Raw genomic sequence first — 20,663 nt, forward strand, 5'->3', positions numbered from 1 at the left:
TTTTCCCGGTCGCCGGCGACGCGGGCTGACATGAGGCTGCCTCAGCTTATCCCGGCCGCCTTGCGCGCCGCCGCCTTGGCCTTTTCCATGTCGAATGTCCGGTTCATCATCGTCCGCTGCGCGGGAAGGCCGCCGCCCGACTGGAGCGCCACGACGAACCACCATCCGCCATAGGCGTCGGCCGTGAGATCGCGGATGAGGTTGTAGACGCGCATCCGCGCCTCGATGTCCACATCCTTGCGGGTGTAGAGATATTTCCGGATGAACTTGCCCGACTCCTCGTTGCGCAGGTCGGCTTCCATGGGAACGGTGATGACCAGCCCCCCCGCCAGGTCGTGCAGATATTTGATCGTCTGATGGAAATTGGCGGCGAGATAATATTTGGTCGCATTGACGGCCAGCGTGTTCGGAAACACCATGCCGGAAGGCTGGGACGTTTCATAATGTTCGCAGGCATAGTCCAGGCCCATCCTGATCATCTCTTGATAGACGATCAGTTCGCTCAGGCTGCTCTGGACGACGGGATCCTTGTCCTTCCCCTGCATCTCCGATACGAGCTGGGCTAGTCCGATATAGAGTTCGCCGTTGCGAACCGACTCGACCAGGCCGCCCGTCCGTTCCCAAAGGCCCAGCGAACGGGCCAGAACGCTCGCCAGTTCCACTTCGCCAGCCAGGAACACGCGATCCCATGGCACGAAGACATCGTCGAACACCACGAAACCTTCCGGCATGCTGTGATGGGAGCTTGCAGGATAGTCAAATTCGTTCAATTCCGCAGGCGCGAAGCTGCGATTGATGATGGAAACGCCCGGCGTGTTGACCGGGATCGAGAAAGACACGGCATAATCCGCCTCCTCCGGGCGCATGCCCTTGGTGGGCATGACCACCAGCTCATGGACCAGCGAAGCGGCCGTGATGTGCAGCTTTGCCCCCCGCACGACGATGCCGTCCTCGCGGCGCTCGACGATCCGGACATAGAGGTCGGGATCGTCCTGCTCATTGGCGCGGCGCTTGCGATCCCCTTTGGGATCGGTGATCACTTCCGCTCCGCGCAGATCATTGTCGCGCGGGCTCTGTTGCAAAAATCGTGAAGCTTGAGCATGCTTGGCGGAGATTGGACGGACGGAACGATGACGGATTTCAAGTGGCGCCATTTCCAGGGTGATGTGATCCTGTGGGCGGTGCGCTGGTATTGTCGCTATCCGATCAGCTATCGCGACCTTGAGGAAATGCTGGCGGAACGCGGCATTTCGGTCGACCATACGACGATCTATCGCTGGGTCCAGTGCTACGCCCCGGAGATGGAGAAGCGGCTGCGCTGGTTCTGGCGGCGTGGCTTTGATCCGAGCTGGCGCCTGGATGAAACCTACGTCAAGGTGCGGGGCAAGTGGACCTACCTGTACCGGGCAGTCGACAAGCGGGGCGACACGATCGATTTCTACCTGTCGCCGACCCGCAGCGCCAAGGCAGCGAAGCGGTTCCTGGGCAAGGCCCTGCGAGGCCTGAAGCACTGGGAAAAGCCTGCCACGCTCAATACCGACAAAGCGCCGAGCTATGGTGCAGCGATCACCGAATTGAAGCGCGAAGGAAAGCTGGACCGGGAGACGGCCCACCGGCAGGTGAAGTATCTCAATAACGTGATCGAGGCCGATCACGGAAAGCTCAAGATACTGATCAAGCCGGTGCGCGGTTTCAAATCGATCCCCACGGCCTATGCCACGATCAAGGGATTCGAAGTCATGCGAGCCCTGCGCAAAGGACAGGCTCGCCCCTGGTGCCTGCAGCCCGGCATCAGGGGCGAGGTGCGCCTTGTGGAGAGAGCTTTTGGCATTGGGCCCTCGGCGCTGACGGAGGCCATGGGCATGCTCAACCACCATTTCGCAGCAGCCGCCTGATCGGCGCAGAGCGACAGCCTACCTCTGACTGCCGCCAATCTTTGCAACAGAGCCACGGAAAGCTCAAGATACTGATCAAGCCGGTGCGCGGTTTCAAATCGATCCCCACGGCCTATGCCACGATCAAGGGATTCGAAGTCATGCGAGCCCTGCGCAAAGGACAGGCTCGCCCCTGGTGCCTGCAGCCCGGCATCAGGGGCGAGGTGCGCCTTGTGGAGAGAGCTTTTGGCATTGGGCCCTCGGCGCTGACGGAGGCCATGGGCATGCTCAACCACCATTTCGCAGCAGCCGCCTGATCGGCGCAGAGCGACAGCCTACCTCTGACTGCCGCCAATCTTTGCAACAGAGCCCCCTGCCGGGATGCCGACAGCGGCATGGACCAGTTCATGCGCGAGGATGGCCGCGATCTGTGCCGGCATGGCGTCGGGCGCATGGGCAAGGTCCGGACGGATGAAGATTTCAAAATGGCCGTCCGCGCTCAGCCGGTTATCCCAGCACTCGCCGATCGCCTTGCCCTTGGCTCCCGCGCTGGTGAAGCCGATCGCCACGCGCACCCGGTCGGGCAGGGGAGCTTCCAGCGCCTCAAAGAGCGGGGCCATGCCCGCCGCCACCCGATTGAGCCAGCTTTCCCGGTTGTCGTGGGTCATCGTCTCTATTCCCTTCAGATCGCCTGTCCGGCGATGGCCATGCCATCGGCCGGAACACGGACGCCCAAGAACGCCGGCGAGAGAGGGGGGCAGCGGGAATCGACGGGGTGGAGCGGGCGCAGCGAGGCCCAGCCGAGCGAGCCACGGCCCGTCTATTCCCGTTGCTGGGGAGAGGGGGGGCGGAACGTCCTCTCCCCACTGAACAAACGACATGCCGGCCAGCGCCGGCACCTTGTCCCCGAGATCCGCGCACGCGATCTCGCCCGCCATGTGGATCGTCACCGAATGGCCAAGACCGCGTGCGGGCTTGGGGAGCGCAGCGACTAGAGCCACGGTGCCGCGCAAGCGGCAGGCGCACAATGGTTGTAATTGTAGCTCAGTTGAGCTACATCGAACACGGATCACAGGAGGTTCTTATGGCCGCTACCGCTTTCGTGCGTGCGCGCATCGACGAAACATTGAAGGATGAAGCCGCCGCCGTCCTGGCCGAACTGGGGCTGACCGTATCCGATGTGGTCCGCATGACGCTCACCCGGGTCGCGAAGGATCATGCCTTGCCGTTCGAGCTGAAAGTGCCGAACGCCGAAACACGGGCAGCCATCGAAGCCTCTCGCGCCACGATGAAGGCCCGCCGCGCCCGTTTCACCGATCCTCAGGAAGTCTTTGATGCCCTCGACCAAGAAGCCCGCCAGCAGTAAGCGCGCCTCGCTCCCCCGAGAGGCGTCTTATGAAAAGCGGTTCGCGAAGGATTGGGAGCGGTTGTCGCGCAGCGGGCGCTACAACATGAAGCAGCTCAAGGAAGCGATGATGCTCCTCATCGCCAACGACGCGCCGCTTGGCCCGGAATGGCTGGACCACGCCCTCAAAGGCGATTGGAGCGATCATCGCGAGTGCCATATCGGCGGCGACTTCCTGCTCATCTACACGATCGAGGGAAATCTGGTGAACTTCGTGCGCGCCGGCACGCATTCGGAACTGTTCGAATAGCCTGCCGCTTCCTGGCGAACACAAGAAAAGCAAGCGAAGCGCTACTGTTTGGCTATCTTTTGTATATCGCTTGGATAGCGCTCGCCAGCAATGAAGGGGAAGCCATGAAGGCCATATTCATCCGCCACGGCGAAAGCACCGGCAATGCCGGCATGCCCTGTCACGATCTGGCGACGATCGAGGCCACGAACAGACGCGCCAGGTTACCGCGAGCTTGCCCGAAGCCGACCCCGCAGTATCACGTCACCTATACCCGCACCCGGCAGAGCGCCGCGCTGCTGATCGCGTTTCCCCGCCGTGCGGGTCGAGACGTGGCCCATAGGAGAGAGCTTTAAAACAATCCTGCGATGCAGCGATGGACGCCTCAGTTCACCTGACGCCGGTGCTTGCCACCATACTTCTTGCCGCAATAGTCATCCAGTTCCCGCATCTCGTTCACGGCGGCGGCGACCAGCGCGGTGGCGCAGGACAGACCGCTGTCCGGTGTAGCCATCCGGGCCTCCACGCGATTTCGCAGTTCCTCGATGTCGGCGCGCGACAGGACGTTCTTTTCTCGCAAATAGCAGATCAGGCTTTGCAACAGGATCATTGCCTTGTCGCCGGGGGCCACATTATCGTTGTTCATCATCTTTCCGGTATCCTCTGGAGCGACCGTATTCCTCGGCCTGTAATGAGAAGATGATATGATGCTGAACAATTGTCCAGTGCCCGGGGACCTTCAGCTCACCAAAATGCCAATCGAGCTGCGCCAGCCTTGGTCCGCGCGCACTGAGCAGGTCCTCAATTGCACATTGCGGCGAGTTCCCGGCGGAACAGCGACGCCATGTAGTGGCGCAAGATTTTGTGGTCTCGGTAAGGAAACAGCTCGGCCCCCGCTACCATTCCCCAGGACATGGTGATGATGAAGTCCACCACCGTTGATCTGTCCTGTGGAGATGCGCCCGGCGCCAAAGAGGCCAGCGCCGCTCCCAGGCTGGTGCGCAGCCGGACATCCGCCTTGCGATTGATCTCGGCGATGATCGGGTTACACCCCACTGTGGCCACGAATTCGCACATCATGCGGCGATTTTCATGCGATGGCTCATCGATGGCGATTCGCTCGATCCAGGCGAGGATACCTTCGCGATCCCCCACCGCGACCGCCGTCTCCAGCGTCTCTTCCTCGAGCCATTCAGCAAGGTCGGCTTCGCAGATGGCGGCAATGATCGCCTCCTTGTTGGCAAAGTCCCGATAGATCTGCCCCACCGCGATGCCGGATGAACTGGCGATTTGGGCCATCCCGGTCTGATGGAATCCGCGTTTGACGAAGAGATCGCGGGTCGTGGCCAATATATGCTGCCGCCGCGCCGCAGAGCGGGGTCCCCGCACTCTTGCGACCGAATTGTTTTTTGCCACCATACCTCCCTAGTGGATTGATCGGAACGAATGGGTAGTGTGCGTGAAGTTCTGCAAAATCGCTTGAGGAGCGAGGCGGTCATGGCAGGCTGGTGATGTTCAACGTCACCGAGGAGACCCGCCATGACCAGGACCGAGATTAAGCCTGCTGTATCCGCTGTCAAAGAGTTGCTGGCGCAGGAGCCGGATGCGCTTCGCGAGATTGTGCGCAGCGTGATGCAGGCGATGCTGGAAGCCGAGATGGACGAGGCGCTGGGCGCGGGCAAGAGCGAGCGCAGCGATGCGCGGCTCGGCTACCGTTCGGGGCATTACCCGCGCACGCTGGTGACGCGGGTCGGCAAGCTGGAGCTGCGGGTGCCGCAGGACCGTGCCGGGCGCTTCTCGACCGAGCTGTTCGAGCGCTACCAGCGGTCGGAGCAGGCGCTGGTGGCGACGCTGGCCGAGATGTATGTCCAGGGCGTTTCGACGCGCAAGGTCAAGGCGATCACCGAAGAGCTGTGCGGCCATGCCTTCTCGGCCTCGACGATCTCGGCGATCAACAAGAAGCTCGATGGCAGCCTGGCGGCCTTTGCCCAGCGCCGCCTCGACGAGCCGTTCCCTTATCTGATCCTTGATGCCCGCTACGAGAAAGTGCGCGAAGGCGGCGTGGTTGGAAGCCAGGCGGTGCTGATCGCGATCGGCATCGACTGGGACGGCAGGCGGCAGATACTGGCCGTGGAGATGGCCAATCGCGAGAGCGCCACGTCATGGAAGGACTTCCTGCTGCGCCTGCGTGACCGGGGCCTGCATGGCACCGAGTTCGTCGTCGCCGACGATCATGCCGGCCTGCGCGCGGCGATCCGCGAGGTGCTGACCGGCGCCGCATACCAGCGCTGCTACGTGCACTTCCTGAGGAACGCGCTCGATCACTTGCCAAGGAAGGCCGACGACGACTGCCTGCAGGAACTGCGCTGGCTCTACGACCGGCGCAACCTCGCCGAGGCCCGCGCCGATCTCGCCCAGTGGCTCGCCCGATGGAGCGCCAAATATCCCAGGCTCACCGACTGGGCCGAGGAGACGATCGAGGAGACCTTCTCCTTCTACCGGCTGCCACGCAGGCATCACAAGCACATGAAAAGCACCAACATGCTCGAACGCTTCAATGAGGAAATCCGGCGGCGAACCTATGTCGTGCGGATATTCCCCAACGCCCCCAGCTGCCTGCGCCTGGTCCGCGCACTCGCCGTCGAAACCCACGAAAACTGGCTCGAAGCCAACCGCTACCTCAATATGGACGAACTGCGCGAGCAGAAGAAAACCGAACTACGCAAAGCCGCATGACCAGCACCATGACCGCCAATTTGCAGAACTTGACGCACACAACCAACGAAGGTGCCGTCACGGTTGATCGGGCATCGACTGCGTGTGCGCCTCTACGATGATCGGCTCGATCTGTTCCTGGGCGGCAGTTATCTCATGACCCGGCCACGCGGTCGCCCGAAAAGCGCTACCGAACATGGCTATGTGGTGGATTACCGTCACGTGATCCATAGCCTCAGGCGTAAGCCGATGGCCCTGCTGCAGCTGACCTATCGCGACCAGTTGTTCCCGCGCGAGGCGTACAGGCTCATGTTCGAACGGCTGCTCGAAGCCATGTCCGAGCGTGACGCTTGCCGCAAGATGGTCGAGTTGCTGTCCATGGCCCATGAACGGGCCTGCGAGGCCGAGCTTGCCGATCTTCTCGCCCAGGACCTTGACGAAGGCCGGCTGCCTGACATCGCCGCGTTGCGAACGCGCTTCTCGCCCGATCCGGCCGCGCTGCCCGAGGTGGTGGTCGAGCTTGGCCCCCTGACCGACTACGATGCCCTGCTGCTGGGAGAGGCCGCATGACCAAGGCCCATAACGTCGATGCCCAGCGCCTGAGCTTCATCCTCAACGAGTTGAGGCTTCCTGCCATCAAGGTGATCTGGCCCGAGTTTACCGAACGTGCCGACAAGGAGGGCTGGCCCGCCACCCGACTGCTCGCTGCACTTACCGAGCATGAAATGGCCGAACGTGACCGGCGTAGGATCGAACGTCATCTGAGCGACGCACGATTACCACCGGGCAAAACGCTCGACAGCTTCGCCTTCGACGCCGTGCCGATGGTCTCGCGGGCGCAGGTCACGGCCATGACCTCGGGCGACGGATGGCTGGAAAAGGGCGCCAATCTCATCCTGTTCGGCCCGCCGGGCGGAGGAAAGAGCCACTTGGCGGCAGCCATCGGCCTGCAACTTGTCCAGAATGGTTGGCGCGTGCTGTTCACCCGCACGTCCGAGCTGGTCCAGAAGCTTCAGCTCGCGCGCCGCGAACTGGCGCTCGAATCCGCCATCGCCAAGCTCGACAAATACCACCTGCTCATCCTGGACGACCTCGCCTATGTCGCCAAGGATCAGGCTGAAACCTCCGTGCTCTTCGAGTTGATCAGCGCACGCTATGAGCGCCGATCCATGCTCATCACGGCCAACCAGCCCTTCGGCGAATGGAACCGGGTCTTCCCGGATCCCGCCATGACGCTCGCGGCCGTCGACCGTCTCGTTCATCACGCCACCATCTTCGAGATGAATGTCGAGAGCTATCGTCGCAGGGCCGCCCTCCAGCGACAGACAGGGGCTGGAAGGACCCCAAAATACGCGACAATCAAATCCATCGAGAAAATGTCGATCAGCGACAATCAGAGCGAAGAATCGCCCTTGCCAGCGACAATCTAACCCGGCACCATGAACCCGCCGCGACAATCTGTTCTCATCCTGATAGTCGCTGACCTCTCACCCAGATCGTCGCGCTATAACTACGTCTCAAATTTACCTGCCGACGCCACCCTCAAAATGCTCGCCGCGACGATCAAGGCGAGATGGATCTGCGAGCAAGCACATCAGCAGCTCAAGGAAGAACTGGGCCTCGATCATTTCGAAGGCCGCTCCTGGGTTGGATTACATCGACATGCATTGATGACAATGATCGCATACGCTTTCCTTCAAGCCCGCCGTCTCAAAGCAGCGGGGCGGAAAAAAAAGAGTCGGGGGGCCGCCGCCACAACCGAGCATGCCAGCTATCCGACAGGCGATCTTGAACATCTTCATAAGGCCTCCGCCACTTCGGTGCCCCCATTGTGAAAAGCTCCTCGTAGACAGGCCTGAACAAAAACTGCCAAAGTAGTGCTAGTCACCTGAATCTGAAGTTCGGCTCATTGTTTTTTGGCAGAATCGTTTGACGGCGGCGAGGATTTCGTCGGCGGATTTGACCCATTTGTAGGGCTTGGGGTTTTCGTTGTGCGCCGCGATGAATGCGGTGATGTCGGTCTCAAGTTCAGCGGTTGATCGGTGGACACCGCGCTGCAACTGCTTGCGGGTCAGTTCTGCAAACCATCGTTCGACCTGATTGATCCAGGACGCCGAAGTCGGTGTGAAGTGAGCATGCCAATGCGGGCGGCGTGCGAGCCAGGCCTTGATCTTTGGCGTCTTGTGGGTCGCATAGTTGTCCATCACGAGGTGGACGTCTGGCCCCTTGGGGATCGCGGCGTCGATCCGCTTGAGGAAGTCGAGGAACTCGGTTGCCCGATGGCGCTTGTAGCATTTCCCGATCACGGCGCCGGTGGCAATGTCGAGCGCGGCGAACAGGGATGTCGTGCCATTGCGGACGTAGGTATGGGTGCGCCGCTCAGGAACCCCCGGCGCCATGGGCAAGACCGGCTGCTCGCGATCCAGCGCCTGGATTTGCGATTTTTCATCCACGCACAGCACGATCGCCCGGTTCGGCGGCGACATGTAGAGCCCGACTATGTCCTGCACCTTGTCGACAAATAGCGGATCGGTGGACAGCTTGAATGTCTCGGACCGGTGCGGCTGCAGGCCGAACGCGCCCCAGATCCGGCGGATGGTGGTGTGTGACAGCCCGGACTTGGCGGCCATGGAACGGATCGACCAATGCGTGGCGTCCTTGGGGGTCGTGTTCAGCGTACGCTCGATCACCTGAGCTACTTGCGTGTCAGATACTGTTCGTGGCCGACCCGCACGATATTCGTCAGTCAGTCCTTCAATGCCAGCCTGCACGAACCGGCGGCGCCATTTGCCAACCGTGTGCTCGTGAACGCCCAGGCGTTCGGCGACTTCCTTGCTCTGCAGCCCTTCTGCACAAAGCAGGACCATCCGGCATCGATCAGAGAGTGAACGCGGCGCTTTGTGGCGGCGGACCTGAGCTTCGAGAAAACGCCGGTCATCTCCGCTCAAGACAACCAAATCCGCCCGTCTGCCCGCCATCACATTAACCTCCGTCTGATCTACAAGGGCTTATACAATGAAGCTTACTTCAGTTCCAGGTGACTAGATCAACACCCGTTCCACCTCATCGAGCGTCACGTCATCGGGCCTCCGATCGTAGAGCTGGGTCGTGCGCGTGGAGCTATGGTTCGCCATCGTCGCGGCCGTCTCCAGCGTGCCGCCGTTCTTCAGGTAAGTGGTAATCCCGGTCGCGCGGAACGAATGGTTGCCGATCGCCGTGCCGATCTCGGCCGCCACCGCGCGTCGGCGCACCATCGCGAACGCATTGGCCTGGGGCAGGGGAGTGTCGCTTAGCCGCTTGGTCCCGCGCGCGATCGTGCGGAACAACGGCCCCTTGGCTTGCGCGCGCAGCTCACACCCGTCGATATAGGCGGTCAGATAGTCCTCAAGATTATGGTGGCAGGGCATTTCGTGCTGCTTGCCGCCCTTTTCGTGCAGCCGCACCCAGAGACGGCGGTTCTGCATGAAAACGTCCTCGACACGCATGGAGAGCGCCGCGCCGATCCGCGCGAACGAATAGACCATCAGCCCGATTAGCGCGCGGTCGCGCAGACCCGCCGGCCCACCCACGTCGATCGTATCAAGCAGCCGCCGCGCCTCGTCGGGGGCCAGCACCGGCGTCTTGCCGCGCCGCTGACTATGCGCCGGCCCGCGCACCGATGCGGCGGGGTTCACCGGCATGACCTGGCCTATCACCAGCCAGTCGAACAGCCGACGCACGCCGGCGAGCTGCTGCTTGACGCTGGGCGCGCTCATCTCGCCTCCCAGCGCCTCGATCCACGCGCCGACGTGGAGCGGCTGCACGGCCCCAAGGGACGTGACCCCGCGCGCCGCTACCCAGGTCAGGAAGTCGCCAGCCGCGCGCGCATAGGCGCGGCGCGTATGCGCGTTGCGGATGGTGACGGCGAAAAACTCCAGGAACCGCAACCGCGCGCGGTCGTCGGCCGACGCGATCAGCGCCGGCAAGGCCAGCGTGGGCGAGGGAAGGGGGGCGAGCTGAGCCATTACCCCTCTCTCCGCCAGCGTGCGGGCGCGGCGCGCGGTTCGACGCGACGGCGCGCCATCTCCGCTTGCACCTGTTCATGGGGAGTGCCCGGCCTCGGATCATCGACCGCCGCCTGCAACAACCGGCGCAGCAACGCGTCGCGCAGATCACGATGCGGCTCCAGATCGCGGAAGTTGCCGACGATCGCGAACACCGCCTCCGAAGGATCGGCGAACATGCCGCGCTCGATCGGTTCCAACAGCCAGTCGGCCAGCGCCGGGGGCAGATAGGCCTCAAACCGCAACCCGCCCGCGCGGGCCTGCTCCCGCAAGCTCTCGGCCTGGGCGCGGGACACGGGATTGTCATACGGGTAATCATCCTCGTCGTGCATGTCGGGGACACCGCCGATCTGGGTCATGGCCGGCCCCGGACATGGGCGGCGGGATCGATGATCGTGATGGCGTCGCGCGAGCCGTTGGCGACGGCATCGGCGATCCCGAAGATCTCGACGCGACCGCCTTCGTTGTAGATGCGTCCCGCCACCGTGCCATGGATGATTGCGCGCGCGCCGGTCTCGATCGTCAGGTTGCCCGTAATTGTGCCGTGGAGGATGAAACGGATGCCCCGATGCAGCGTCGCATCGCCAGCGACCATGCCATAGAGGGCGATATTCTCCTCGATGGCGAAGGGGCCTTCGATCTTGTCGTGCACCGCGCGCATTATGCCGCCGCCTCTATGTCCGTCAGGGCAAAATCATTGCCCTTGAACAACAGCGGCTCGTCGGTCGCCTTGGCCAGCGCATAGGAAAAGCAGTCGCCAAAGTTCAGGCCCGCTTTGTGGCGGCCCTTGCCGAAATCGAGAAACGCCTGTCGCGCCAGTTCGCCATGATCGAGCGTCACCGGTTCGATCGTGATGCCGGCGCGGCGAAAGAAGGCTTCGGTCTGGCGCATCCCTTCGGGACCGAGCTGGCGTTCGATGACCATCGACAGCTCGACATAGCTGGCGACGCTGATGCGGCAGGCATCGGCATCATGGATGGCTTGTGCGAAGGTCGCCGCTTCGGGTTCGCGATAGAGGATCGCGACCAGGGCCGAGGTGTCGAGGATCATTTCGGCAGGCCATTATCGTCATAAAACAGTTCGGCATGATCGACATAGGGGCGCTTCACATGCGTGGCGGCGCGATCGGCGATCGTTAGCAGTTCCGCGACGCTCGCCTTGCTTTTCTGACGCTCGATCCTGGCGAAGCGCTCGCGCAGCGCCTCCGTCACCACGCGGGTCATGCTCTGGCCGGTCGCTTGGGCGATGGCCTGCGCAAGCCGATGGGCTTCAGGGTCTTTAACATTGAGGCTCATGGTCCGCCTTTCTAGAAAATTAGCCACCTTTCTACCATGCAGCGCGCCTAAGGGGAAGAGTGTATGATAAAGGACATTATCATATATAGGTCAGGGAATTTATCGGCGGACCGATCTGTAGGTTGTCATGATCAATAGCCAAGGCCCGTCGGTGGAACATTACCACCATTACCCTTGCTGGCCGCCGCCCAGAGCGACATACAGAGAGACGAGAGCATCCAGCTCGGCGCGACGCAGCTGTATCAGTGTCTGTTCCGCGATGAACAGATTCCGTTCGGCATCGAGCACTTCAAGGTAATTTGCGACGCCCTCGCGGTAGCGAGTGCGGGCAAGATCGGCGATCGCTCGCTGTGCCGCAGTGGCACGAACCTGCGCGGCGACCTGTTCAGCAAGCCAGCGGCGCCCGGCAAGGGCGTCCGCAACTTCGCGGAAAGCTCCCTGAATGGTGCGTTCGTATTCGGCGATGGCAATATCCTCACGTGCCTCAGCCACGCTCAGATTGCCCTTCCTCGCACCCCAATCGAAGATGGGTAGGCTGATCGAAGGTCCAAAGCTCCAGCTCAGTCCTTCGTTTCCGATCAAATTCCCAAGATCAGTTGAAGCGAAACCGATACTACCGGTTAGTGAGATGGATGGAAAGAAGGCTGCCCGAGCAGCACCGATATTGGCACGCGCTGCCCGCAGTTTCTCTTCTGCCGCCAATATGTCCGGTCGAGTCACCATCAGCTCGGAGGGTAATCCGGCGGCAATCACCGTTCCGTTTTTCTGGTCAGCCAGCGTCAGCGGCACCGTGAGCCCGACAGGAACGGGTCCGCCCAAGAGTACGGCCAGGAAGTTCTCACTCTGCGCCTCGGCCAAGCGCAGGCTGGCCAACTCCGTTTCGGCTTGAGTCAGTAGCGACTCCGCCTGTCGAAAATCAAGAGCTGAAGTCACCCCGGCTTCAAGGCGACGCTCGGCTATGCGGAGGCCTTCCTGCCGGCTGCGTACCGTAGCTTCGGCAAGGGCGATCCGCTCGTCGGCTTCCCGGGAAGCAAAATAGGTCGAGGCCACATCCCGGATCAACGCGAGGCGGAACGCCCGTTCAGCCTGCACGGTTGCTAGATATTGCGAGCGCGCTGCGTCAGAAAGGTTGCGCACCCGGCCCCAGAAATCGAGCTCGAATCCTGTGACGCCAACGCCGATCGAGTAGCGGGTATCGGTGATCGCACCCACTTCGGGAATGCCAATCGCCGAACCTGGCGTGCGGCTGCGAGTCACATCGCCGTTGGCGCCGAGCGCAGGCAGCCGTTCGGCACCCTGGATTCGATAAAGACCACGCGCCTCCTGTATCTGCGCTACGGCAACGGCGAGATCGCGGTTCCGCTCGAGAGCGGTGGCAATGAGGGTCTCCAGTTGAGGATCAGCGAAGAACTCCCGCCAGCTGATTTCCACCGCCCGCCGACCGAGCACCCCGTCGCCCGCGTAGGAGGTGGGGTAATCCCGAGTGGTCGGCAGCGCTGGCCGCGCGTGAGGCGGGGCTAACTGGCACGCGCCCAGAAACGATGTCAGAGTGAGCACAAAGACTCTACGCATGATTGGGCTCCGGTTGCGCCTGACCGGGAGCAGCAGGCCGCTTCTTACTGAGCCAGCGGCGTATCGACAGATAGAAGAGCGGAATGAAGAAAATTCCGAGCACAGTGGCAGCCAGCATTCCGCCGACAACACCGGTCCCAACCGCGATTCGGCTCGCCGCACCGGCACCGGAAGCAATGAAGAGCGGTATCATGCCACCGATGAAGGCGAGCGACGTCATGATAATGGGGCGCAGGCGCAGTTTCACAGCTTCGAGTGTCGCCTCAAGCGGGGTCTTGCCCTCCGCTTCTTGCTCGATCGCAAACTCGACGATCAGGATCGCGTTCTTGGCGGCCAAGCCGATGATCGTGATGATGCCAACGTTGAAATAGACGTCGGCGGACAGTCCCCTCATCACCGTAAAGAGGACGGAGCCAAGTACGCCGAGCGGTACAACCAAAAGCACGGAAACAGGGATGGACCAGCTCTCGTAGAGAGCGGCCAGCAGCAAGAATACAACAAGTATAGACAAGCCTAGCAGCATACCGACCTGTCCGCCGGCCTGCTGCTCCTCATAGGACATTCCCGTCCATTCATATGCGAAGCCCTCCGGCAGTGCATTGGCGAGCCGTTCCATCTCCGCCATGGCCTCGCCAGTCGACTGGCCCGGGGCAGCGTTCCCGGAAATGGTCATCGAAGGATAGCCGTTATAGCGCTGGAGCTGCTGCGCGCCCGATGTCCATTCAACCTGTGTAAACGAGCCGAAGGGCACCATTTCGCCGGCTGCATTTCGAACCTTGAGGTCGAGCACGTCCTGTGGCGTCATTCGGTGAGATGCTTCGGCTTGCAGGAGCACCCGCAGGATCCGCCCTTCACGGTTGAAGTCATTGGCATATGCGCTGCCGAAAGCGATCGCGAGCGTTCCGTTAACGTCGCCAATCGAGAGGCCGAGGGCGCGAGCCTGTATCCTGTCGATCATGACCCGCAGCTGAGGTGCATCTTCCTGGCCCTCCGGTCGAACACCGGCAAGGATCGGGCTCTGGCTCGCGGCGGCAAGCAGCTGATTGCGCGCGTTGAAGAGCGCTTCAGCACCGTTGCCGCCGACATCCTCCAATTTGAAGGTAAAGCCGCCGGCGATGCCAAGTTCGGCGATCGCGGGGGGATTGAGGGCAAAGACCATGGCTTCCTTGATCGATGTGAAGAAGCCCATCGCCTTTCCGACCAAGGCTAGCGAGCTATTCTCCTCGCCGGAGCGCTCCTCCCACGGCTTGAGCATCGTGAACATCATTCCATTCGCTTGGCCTTGGCCGAAGAAGCTAAAGCCTCGCACCACAAACACGCTCGTCACAATGTCTTGCTGATTGTAAAATTCCTTCACCTGACGCACCGCTTCTTCAGTCCGCTCACGGGTCGCGCCGGGGGGAGCTTGTACAACAGTGATGACAGTCCCCTGGTCCTCCTGCGGGAGGAATCCACCGGGAAGGCGCGAGAACAAGATAACCGTCAGGCCGACCAACGCGATGAATATGGCGAGCCAGCGCAGAGGCCGCGACAATATCCGAGCGACGCCGCCTTGATAACGATCAGTCGTACGTCCAAACCAGTTGTTGAATCCAGTAAAAAAGCGACCGGTTCGCCGCGTGAGCCAATTCTCCTTGCGATGGTTTTCGGGTACGTGCGGCTTGAGAAAAGTCGCACACAGCGCGGGAGTGAGCGTCAGCGCCAATAGCGCCGAGAACCCGATCGAGGGTTGTGTGCGTCAAGTTCTGCAAATTGGCGGTCATGGTGCTGGTCATGCGGCTTTGCGTAGTTCGGTTTTCTTCTGCTCGCGCAGTTCGTCCATATTGAGGTAGCGGTTGGCTTCGAGCCAGTTTTCGTGGGTTTCGACGGCGAGTGCGCGGACCAGGCGCAGGCAGCTGGGGGCGTTGGGGAATATCCGCACGACATAGGTTCGCCGCCGGATTTCCTCATTGAAGCGTTCGAGCATGTTGGTGCTTTTCATGTGCTTGTGATGCCTGCGTGGCAGCCGGTAGAAGGAGAAGGTCTCCTCGATCGTCTCCTCGGCCCAGTCGGTGAGCCTGGGATATTTGGCGCTCCATCGGGCGAGCCACTGGGCGAGATCGGCGCGGGCCTCGGCGAGGTTGCGCCGGTCGTAGAGCCAGCGCAGTTCCTGCAGGCAGTCGTCGTCGGCCTTCCTTGGCAAGTGATCGAGCGCGTTCCTCAGGAAGTGCACGTAGCAGCGCTGGTATGCGGCGCCGGTCAGCACCTCGCGGATCGCCGCGCGCAGGCCGGCATGATCGTCGGCGACGACGAACTCGGTGCCATGCAGGCCCCGGTCACGCAGGCGCAGCAGGAAGTCCTTCCATGACGTGGCGCTCTCGCGATTGGCCATCTCCACGGCCAGTATCTGCCGCCTGCCGTCCCAGTCGATGCCGATCGCGATCAGCACCGCCTGGCTTCCAACCACGCCGCCTTCGCGCACTTTCTCGTAGCGGGCATCAAGGATCAGATAAGGGAACGGCTCGTCGAGGCGGCGCTGGGCAAAGGCCGCCAGGCTGCCATCGAGCTTCTTGTTGATCGCCGAGATCGTCGAGGCCGAGAAGGCATGGCCGCACAGCTCTTCGGTGATCGCCTTGACCTTGCGCGTCGAAACGCCCTGGACATACATCTCGGCCAGCGTCGCCACCAGCGCCTGCTCCGACCGCTGGTAGCGCTCGAACAGCTCGGTCGAGAAGCGCCCGGCACGGTCCTGCGGCACCCGCAGCTCCAGCTTGCCGACCCGCGTCACCAGCGTGCGCGGGTAATGCCCCGAACGGTAGCCGAGCCGCGCATCGCTGCGCTCGCTCTTGCCCGCGCCCAGCGCCTCGTCCATCTCGGCTTCCAGCATCGCCTGCATCACGCTGCGCACAATCTCGCGAAGCGCATCCGGCTCCTGCGCCAGCAACTCTTTGACAGCGGATACAGCAGGCTTAATCTCGGTCCTGGTCATGGCGGGTCTCCTCGGTGACGTTGAACATCACCAGCCTGCCATGACCGCCTCGCTCCTCAAGCGATTTTGCAGAACTTCACGCACACTACCCGATCGAGACGATCAGCGTGACGGAAAACTGTCGGTAGATACCGCCCGTCGACCCGGGGAAGAAGGCCATCGGCACGAAGGCTCTGTTGCAAAAATCGTGAAGCTTGAGCATGCTTGGCGGAGATTGGACGGACGGAACGATGACGGATTTCAAGTGGCGCCATTTCCAGGGTGATGTGATCCTGTGGGCGGTGCGCTGGTATTGTCGCTATCCGATCAGCTATCGCGACCTTGAGGAAATGCTGGCGGAACGCGGCATTTCGGTCGACCATACGACGATCTATCGCTGGGTCCAGTGCTACGCCCCGGAGATGGAGAAGCGGCTGCGCTGGTTCTGGCGGCGTGGCTTTGATCCGAGCTGGCGCCTGGATGAAACCTACGTCAAGGTGCGGGGCAAGTGGACCTACCTGTACCGGGCAGTCGACAAGCGGGGCGACACGATCGATTTCTACCTGTCGCCGACCCGCAGCGCCAAGGCAGCGAAGCGGTTCCTGGGCAAGGCCCTGCGAGGCCTGAAGCACTGGGAAAAGCCTGCCACGCTCAATACCGACAAAGCGCCGAGCTATGGTGCAGCGATCACCGAATTGAAGCGCGAAGGAAAGCTGGACCGGGAGACGGCCCACCGGCAGGTGAAGTATCTCAATAACGTGATCGAGGCCGATCACGGAAAGCTCAAGATACTGATCAAGCCGGTGCGCGGTTTCAAATCGATCCCCACGGCCTATGCCACGATCAAGGGATTCGAAGTCATGCGAGCCCTGCGCAAAGGACAGGCTCGCCCCTGGTGCCTGCAGCCCGGCATCAGGGGCGAGGTGCGCCTTGTGGAGAGAGCTTTTGGCATTGGGCCCTCGGCGCTGACGGAGGCCATGGGCATGCTCAACCACCATTTCGCAGCAGCCGCCTGATCGGCGCAGAGCGACAGCCTACCTCTGACTGCCGCCAATCTTTGCAACAGAGCCCAGATCGGGTTTGGCGGTAATGAAGTTGACGACGCCGGAGGTCGCGTTGCGGCCGAAAAGCGTTCCTTGCGGCCCCCGAAGCACCTCGACCCGCTCCAGATCGAAATATTCGACCTCGAACAGCCGGGTGTCGAACAGCGGAAGTTCGTTATTCGTGATCCCCGTCGCGCTGTCGCATGAGCTTCCGACGCACAGGTCGCCTATGCCGCGAATCGTGAAGCTGGACTTGGAAAAATTATTCTTGGTGAAGATTGTATTCGGCAGCGATAGCTGAAGATCGAGAGAATTGTCTATCTGCTGGCGCTGCAATGTCTCGGCAGTGAAAGCACTGACGGAAATGGGAACGCTTTGCAGCGACTGGCTCTCGCGCTGGGCGGTGACCACGATGTCGATCACGCTGGCCGGCGCGGATGCCCGGCCGCCCCCTTCGGCGGCCGGAGGCGCGGATTTCGATGCCTCCTCCGCTTGGGCGACGGACGGCGCAATCAAGCCGGCCAGCGCCGCGCCCAGAAGAAAGCCGGTGCGCTTGCGGATGAATATCCTGGTCATGTCCCTATCCCCTCCTGGCCCCGCTCGACGGGCAGATGACATTCCTTGTCGACGGGCTGGCTTCGCGAACGATATATTAATTTATAATCGCTGTTATTATTAAATATCGATATTTAGAAAAAGGTCAAGCGGAGCACTGGCGCGACATGCACAATGGCTCCGCCGCCGGTCAGTCCTGCCTGCGCACGCGGTTGGTCAGCACGCCGATGCCGTCGATGGCGAGCGCGACTTCGTCGCCATCTTCCAGAAAGCGGTCATGTTCGACGCCACAACCATTGCCCATCGTGCCGGAGCCCAGAAGCTCCCCCGGATGAAGCGTCTCGTCACGCGACACATAGGCGATGATGTCCTCGAATCGATGCAGCATCGCGCTGTTGGACCCTTCCGCCCACAATTCGCCGTTCACCGATGCGCGCATCCTTATGTCGTGGACGTCGGCAAATTCATCCGGCGTGGCAATGCAGGGGCCGATCGCATTGCTGCGGTCGAAATCCTTGCCCTTGGCCGGGCCCATCATGCCGGGCATCTCCGCCATCTGCGCATCGCGCGCGGAAAAGTCGTTGAAGATGGTGTAGCCGAAGATATGGGCTGCCGCCCGTTCCGCCTTGATGTCGGCCCCCGGCCGGCCGATTATGATCGCCAGTTCCAGTTCGAAGTCCATGAACTTGCTGTACCGGGGCCAGAGGATTTCCGTATCCGGACCGACGACCGTCAGGGGATTGCCTTTATGGTAGATCGCCTTCTCAAGATAGAGCGCAGGCAATTCGGTGAGTGGCGGGGCGGTGGGGGCCGGCATTCCGGCCAGCCTGGCGCCCAGGCGCTGCATGCCGGCATATGACTGCCGGATATGGTCGGGAAAGGTGAAGAAGTCGCGGATCGATTGCGGGCGCGGCAAGGGCGCGAGCAGGCGGACATCGGCAAGCGGCACGACATGTCCATCGCTCTCCATCAGCCGACGGGCTTCGTCGATCCCGGCGTCGCCGGCCTCGATCAGGGCCTGCATGCCAGTGAACCACGCCGGATCCCCTCGGCTGGACGCCGCGCTTGCGGCCGTCAAATTCTTGACGGCATCGTCGCCGACCAACGCTCCGACGAAACGGTTGCCGCCATGCTCATAGGTCACGAATCGCATAAATGCCTCCCCATCAGGAATGAGCGTGAAAAATTATCGATATTTCTATTTAATGACGATATATGTATCGGGTATCAAGCAAATTGAAAGGGGACTGCTGTGATCGATCGCGTGGCGCTGCTGGGTACGGGGCTGATGGGCGCGCCGATGGCACGGAACCTGGCGCGGGCGGGCTATGCGGTCAGCGCGTGGAATCGCACGGCGGATAAGGCGGCGGCGCTTGCGGAGGACGGGGTGTCGGTCGCCGATACGGCGCGGCTGTGCGTGGCCGACGCCGATTCGGTGTTCATCGTCCTGAGCGATGGTCCAGCCTGCGACAGGCTCCTCTTCGGCGACGGCGGCGTGGCGCGATGGATCAGGCCGGGCGCGACCGTCGTCATGATGAGTTCCATCGACCCGCCTTCGGCCCGCCGGCAGGCCGACCGCCTGTCCGCCCTGGGGATCGATTACATGGATGCCCCGGTGTCGGGCGGCGAGCGCGGGGCGATCGATGCCAGGCTGACCATCTTCGCCGGGGGCGTTCCGGCGACGGTCGAGAAGATGAGGCCCCTGCTGGAAACGCTGGGCCGGGTGAACCCGGTGGGCGGCGTCGGGAGCGGGCAGTTGGTCAAGCTAGCCAACCAGATGATCGTCGGGATCACCATAGAGGCCGTCGCGGAGGCCCTGCTGATCATCGAGCGCGGCGGAGGCAGGCCGGCCGAGGCGTTCGCCGCGCTGGAGGGCGGATTTGCCGACTCCACGGTCCTTCGCCAGCATGGCGCGCGCATGCTGAACGGAAACCATGTGCCGGGCGGCACCGTCGCCACGCAGCTCAAGGACTTGCGCATGGCGACCGCGATGGCCGCCGATCTGGGCCTGTCGCTGCCCTTGCTCGCCGGGGCGGAGGACATGTTCGCGCGTGCCGCCGACGGGCCGGACCGCTCGCTGGACCATAGCGCCGTCCACCGCGCGCTGCGGGCCATGCAATCAATCGGCGATGCGATCTGAAAGGGGAATGACGATGAAGATCAGCGCCAGCGTGTCGATGATGTTCCGGGAGCTTCCGTTGCTTGAGCGGTTCGCCGCGGCCGCCCGGGCGGGCTTCGACGGGGTCGAGATACAGGTGATCGACGAGGGCGATCCGGCGGAGATGGCGCAGGCCGCGCGCGCCGCCGGAATGCCGGTCGTGCTCATGAACCTGCCGCTCGGCGATCTTTTCGCGGGCGGCCCCGGCCTGTCGGGCGTTCCGGGCCGCGAGGCCGAGTTCGCTTCCGCCGCTGAGCGGGGGCTGCGCGCAGCGAGGGAAATGGATGCCCGGTTCGTCCATGTCGGGCCTTCCCGCATTCCGCCCGGCCATGACAGGGAAGCGTGTCTGGAAACCTACAGGCGCAATGCCGGCCAGGCGCTCGCGCTTGCGGGCCGCCTCGCGCCCGATGCCGTGCTGCTGGTGGAACCGATGAACCGCGTGGAGATGCCCGACGCGCTGTTCGCATCCATCGACGAAGCGGCCGATATGGTTCGCTTGATCGGTTCGGCTGGGTTCGGATTGCTTTTCGACCTCTATCATGTCGCGATGAATGGCGACGACATCGCTCGCGCATGGGCGGCGCACGGCCATATCGCGCCGCATGTCCAGTTTTCCGATGCGCCGGGGCGGAACGAGCCAGGCACCGGATCGATCGACTTCGCCGCGGCGTTCGCCGGACTCCGGGCGTCGGGTTATGGCGGATGGCATGGGGCCGAATATCGTCCGGCCGGGCCGACGACGGCGGGGCTCGGCTGGCTCGCGGAGATGCGCCGGCTGCATCCGTCCGCATAAGGGGGATGTCAGCCGCCGTGGCGGCTGACGTCGC

20 protein-coding genes and 7 pseudogenes are annotated in these 20,663 nt (G+C 62.4%); 12 read left to right on the plus strand and 15 right to left on the minus strand.

The window, feature by feature from the left end; genetic code table 11:
• Window positions 1-41: 41 nt before the first annotated feature.
• Complete coding sequence (locus SIDU_RS11675; protein WP_007682262.1) at window positions 42-1,082, minus strand: 4-hydroxyphenylacetate 3-hydroxylase N-terminal domain-containing protein; 1,041 nt, start codon at window positions 1,080-1,082, stop codon at window positions 42-44.
• A 48-nt stretch (window positions 1,083-1,130) separates the two neighbouring features.
• On the opposite strand from SIDU_RS11675, the gene SIDU_RS11680 reads away from it, so the two are divergent.
• Both SIDU_RS11680 and SIDU_RS19360 read left to right on the plus strand, forming a co-directional pair.
• Window positions 1,131-1,895, plus strand: coding sequence for an IS6-like element IS6100 family transposase (locus SIDU_RS11680; protein WP_001389365.1), 765 nt, complete (start codon window positions 1,131-1,133; stop codon window positions 1,893-1,895).
• 41 nt (window positions 1,896-1,936) lie between these two features.
• Window positions 1,937-2,191: pseudogene (locus SIDU_RS19360) on the plus strand (DDE-type integrase/transposase/recombinase); the annotation flags it as partial.
• Between the two features lie 54 nt (window positions 2,192-2,245).
• Here SIDU_RS19360 and SIDU_RS11695 read toward each other — a convergent pair.
• Window positions 2,246-2,542, minus strand: a pseudogene (locus tag SIDU_RS11695) (transcription elongation protein SprT); the annotation flags it as partial.
• A gap of 416 nt (window positions 2,543-2,958) precedes the next feature.
• On the opposite strand from SIDU_RS11695, the gene SIDU_RS11700 reads away from it, so the two are divergent.
• The 3 genes and pseudogenes from SIDU_RS11700 to SIDU_RS11710 all read left to right on the plus strand — a co-directional run.
• The gene (locus SIDU_RS11700; RefSeq protein WP_007684554.1) at window positions 2,959-3,240 is read left to right on the plus strand and encodes a type II toxin-antitoxin system RelB/DinJ family antitoxin; all 282 of its coding nucleotides are present in this window, start codon (window positions 2,959-2,961) and stop codon (window positions 3,238-3,240) included.
• Window positions 3,209-3,529 carry a type II toxin-antitoxin system YafQ family toxin gene (locus SIDU_RS11705; RefSeq protein ID WP_021246202.1) on the plus strand — a complete coding sequence of 107 codons (321 nt, stop codon included), beginning with the start codon at window positions 3,209-3,211 and terminating at the stop codon, window positions 3,527-3,529. The genes SIDU_RS11700 and SIDU_RS11705 overlap by 32 nt, the downstream gene beginning before the upstream one ends.
• 104 nt (window positions 3,530-3,633) lie before the next feature.
• Window positions 3,634-3,856, plus strand: a pseudogene (locus SIDU_RS11710) (histidine phosphatase family protein); the annotation flags it as partial.
• 37 nt (window positions 3,857-3,893) lie between these two features.
• On the opposite strand, the gene SIDU_RS11715 reads toward SIDU_RS11710, so the two are convergent.
• Together SIDU_RS11715 and SIDU_RS11720 are read right to left on the minus strand one after the other, a co-directional pair.
• A complete protein-coding gene (locus SIDU_RS11715; RefSeq protein WP_007684562.1) occupies window positions 3,894-4,157 on the minus strand; it encodes a hypothetical protein in 264 nt (87 codons plus the stop codon).
• Between the two features lie 152 nt (window positions 4,158-4,309).
• Window positions 4,310-4,858 carry a TetR/AcrR family transcriptional regulator gene (locus SIDU_RS11720; RefSeq protein ID WP_007684564.1) on the minus strand — a complete coding sequence of 183 codons (549 nt, stop codon included), beginning with the start codon at window positions 4,856-4,858 and terminating at the stop codon, window positions 4,310-4,312.
• 189 nt (window positions 4,859-5,047) lie between these two features.
• Between SIDU_RS11720 and SIDU_RS11725 the strand changes: the two genes are divergently transcribed.
• The 4 genes and pseudogenes from SIDU_RS11725 to SIDU_RS11740 form a co-directional block, all read left to right on the plus strand.
• A complete protein-coding gene (locus SIDU_RS11725) occupies window positions 5,048-6,244 on the plus strand; it encodes an IS256 family transposase (RefSeq protein WP_007684572.1) in 1,197 nt (398 codons plus the stop codon).
• 51 nt (window positions 6,245-6,295) lie between these two features.
• Window positions 6,296-6,793 (plus strand): annotated as a pseudogene (locus SIDU_RS11730) (IS21 family transposase); the annotation flags it as partial.
• Complete coding sequence (gene istB, locus SIDU_RS11735; RefSeq protein WP_004211466.1) at window positions 6,790-7,653, plus strand: IS21-like element helper ATPase IstB; 864 nt, start codon at window positions 6,790-6,792, stop codon at window positions 7,651-7,653. The pseudogene SIDU_RS11730 and the gene istB, both read left to right, overlap by 4 nt.
• Before the next feature lie 81 nt (window positions 7,654-7,734).
• Window positions 7,735-8,058 (plus strand): annotated as a pseudogene (locus SIDU_RS11740) (transposase); the annotation flags it as partial.
• A gap of 45 nt (window positions 8,059-8,103) precedes the next feature.
• Here SIDU_RS11740 and SIDU_RS11745 read toward each other — a convergent pair.
• The 9 genes and pseudogenes from SIDU_RS11745 to SIDU_RS11785 form a co-directional block, all read right to left on the minus strand.
• A complete protein-coding gene (locus SIDU_RS11745; protein ID WP_007683624.1) occupies window positions 8,104-9,201 on the minus strand; it encodes an IS630 family transposase in 1,098 nt (365 codons plus the stop codon).
• Between the two features lie 63 nt (window positions 9,202-9,264).
• The gene (locus tag SIDU_RS11750; RefSeq protein WP_007682488.1) at window positions 9,265-10,227 is read right to left on the minus strand and encodes a tyrosine-type recombinase/integrase; all 963 of its coding nucleotides are present in this window, start codon (window positions 10,225-10,227) and stop codon (window positions 9,265-9,267) included.
• Window positions 10,227-10,625: a hypothetical protein gene (locus tag SIDU_RS11755; RefSeq protein WP_007682491.1), complete on the minus strand. Its 399-nt coding sequence runs from the start codon at window positions 10,623-10,625 to the stop codon at window positions 10,227-10,229. Before SIDU_RS11755 ends, SIDU_RS11750 begins: the two co-directional genes overlap by 1 nt.
• Entirely contained in the window at window positions 10,622-10,927 is a 306-nt protein-coding gene (locus SIDU_RS11760) for a hypothetical protein (RefSeq protein WP_007682492.1), read from the minus strand. The genes SIDU_RS11755 and SIDU_RS11760 overlap by 4 nt, the downstream gene beginning before the upstream one ends.
• Entirely contained in the window at window positions 10,927-11,316 is a 390-nt protein-coding gene (locus SIDU_RS11765) for a type II toxin-antitoxin system VapC family toxin (protein WP_007682494.1), read from the minus strand. Before SIDU_RS11765 ends, SIDU_RS11760 begins: the two co-directional genes overlap by 1 nt.
• A complete protein-coding gene (locus tag SIDU_RS11770; protein ID WP_007682496.1) occupies window positions 11,313-11,561 on the minus strand; it encodes a type II toxin-antitoxin system VapB family antitoxin in 249 nt (82 codons plus the stop codon). Before SIDU_RS11770 ends, SIDU_RS11765 begins: the two co-directional genes overlap by 4 nt.
• Before the next feature lie 168 nt (window positions 11,562-11,729).
• On the minus strand, window positions 11,730-13,133 hold the full coding sequence (locus SIDU_RS11775) for an efflux transporter outer membrane subunit (RefSeq protein ID WP_013038665.1): 1,404 nt from the start codon (window positions 13,131-13,133) through the stop codon (window positions 11,730-11,732).
• Window positions 13,126-14,859 (minus strand): annotated as a pseudogene (locus tag SIDU_RS11780) (efflux RND transporter permease subunit); the annotation flags it as partial. The pseudogene SIDU_RS11780 and the gene SIDU_RS11775, both read right to left, overlap by 8 nt.
• Window positions 14,860-14,904: 45 nt before the next feature.
• Window positions 14,905-16,101, minus strand: a complete 1,197-nt coding sequence (locus SIDU_RS11785; RefSeq protein ID WP_007684572.1) for an IS256 family transposase — start codon at window positions 16,099-16,101, stop codon at window positions 14,905-14,907.
• A 230-nt stretch (window positions 16,102-16,331) separates the two neighbouring features.
• Here SIDU_RS11785 and SIDU_RS11790 point away from each other — a divergent pair, with 230 nt between their 5' ends.
• A complete protein-coding gene (locus tag SIDU_RS11790; protein ID WP_001389365.1) occupies window positions 16,332-17,096 on the plus strand; it encodes an IS6-like element IS6100 family transposase in 765 nt (254 codons plus the stop codon).
• Window positions 17,097-17,129: 33 nt separating this feature from the next.
• Here the strand turns inward: SIDU_RS11790 and SIDU_RS11795 are convergent.
• Window positions 17,130-17,699 (minus strand): annotated as a pseudogene (locus SIDU_RS11795) (TonB-dependent receptor plug domain-containing protein); the annotation flags it as partial.
• A gap of 169 nt (window positions 17,700-17,868) precedes the next feature.
• On the minus strand, window positions 17,869-18,831 hold the full coding sequence (locus SIDU_RS11800) for a fumarylacetoacetate hydrolase family protein (protein ID WP_007686130.1): 963 nt from the start codon (window positions 18,829-18,831) through the stop codon (window positions 17,869-17,871).
• A gap of 99 nt (window positions 18,832-18,930) precedes the next feature.
• On the opposite strand from SIDU_RS11800, the gene SIDU_RS11805 reads away from it, so the two are divergent.
• On the plus strand, window positions 18,931-19,818 hold the full coding sequence (locus tag SIDU_RS11805; protein WP_007686128.1) for an NAD(P)-dependent oxidoreductase: 888 nt from the start codon (window positions 18,931-18,933) through the stop codon (window positions 19,816-19,818).
• Window positions 19,819-19,831: 13 nt separating this feature from the next.
• Window positions 19,832-20,629 (plus strand): hydroxypyruvate isomerase family protein, encoded by a 798-nt coding sequence (locus SIDU_RS11810; protein ID WP_007686126.1) that lies wholly within the window; start codon window positions 19,832-19,834, stop codon window positions 20,627-20,629.
• Window positions 20,630-20,663: the final 34 nt, after the last annotated feature.

Source organism: Sphingobium indicum B90A, assembly GCF_000264945.2.
In the GTDB taxonomy this organism is placed as follows: domain Bacteria; phylum Pseudomonadota; class Alphaproteobacteria; order Sphingomonadales; family Sphingomonadaceae; genus Sphingobium; species Sphingobium indicum.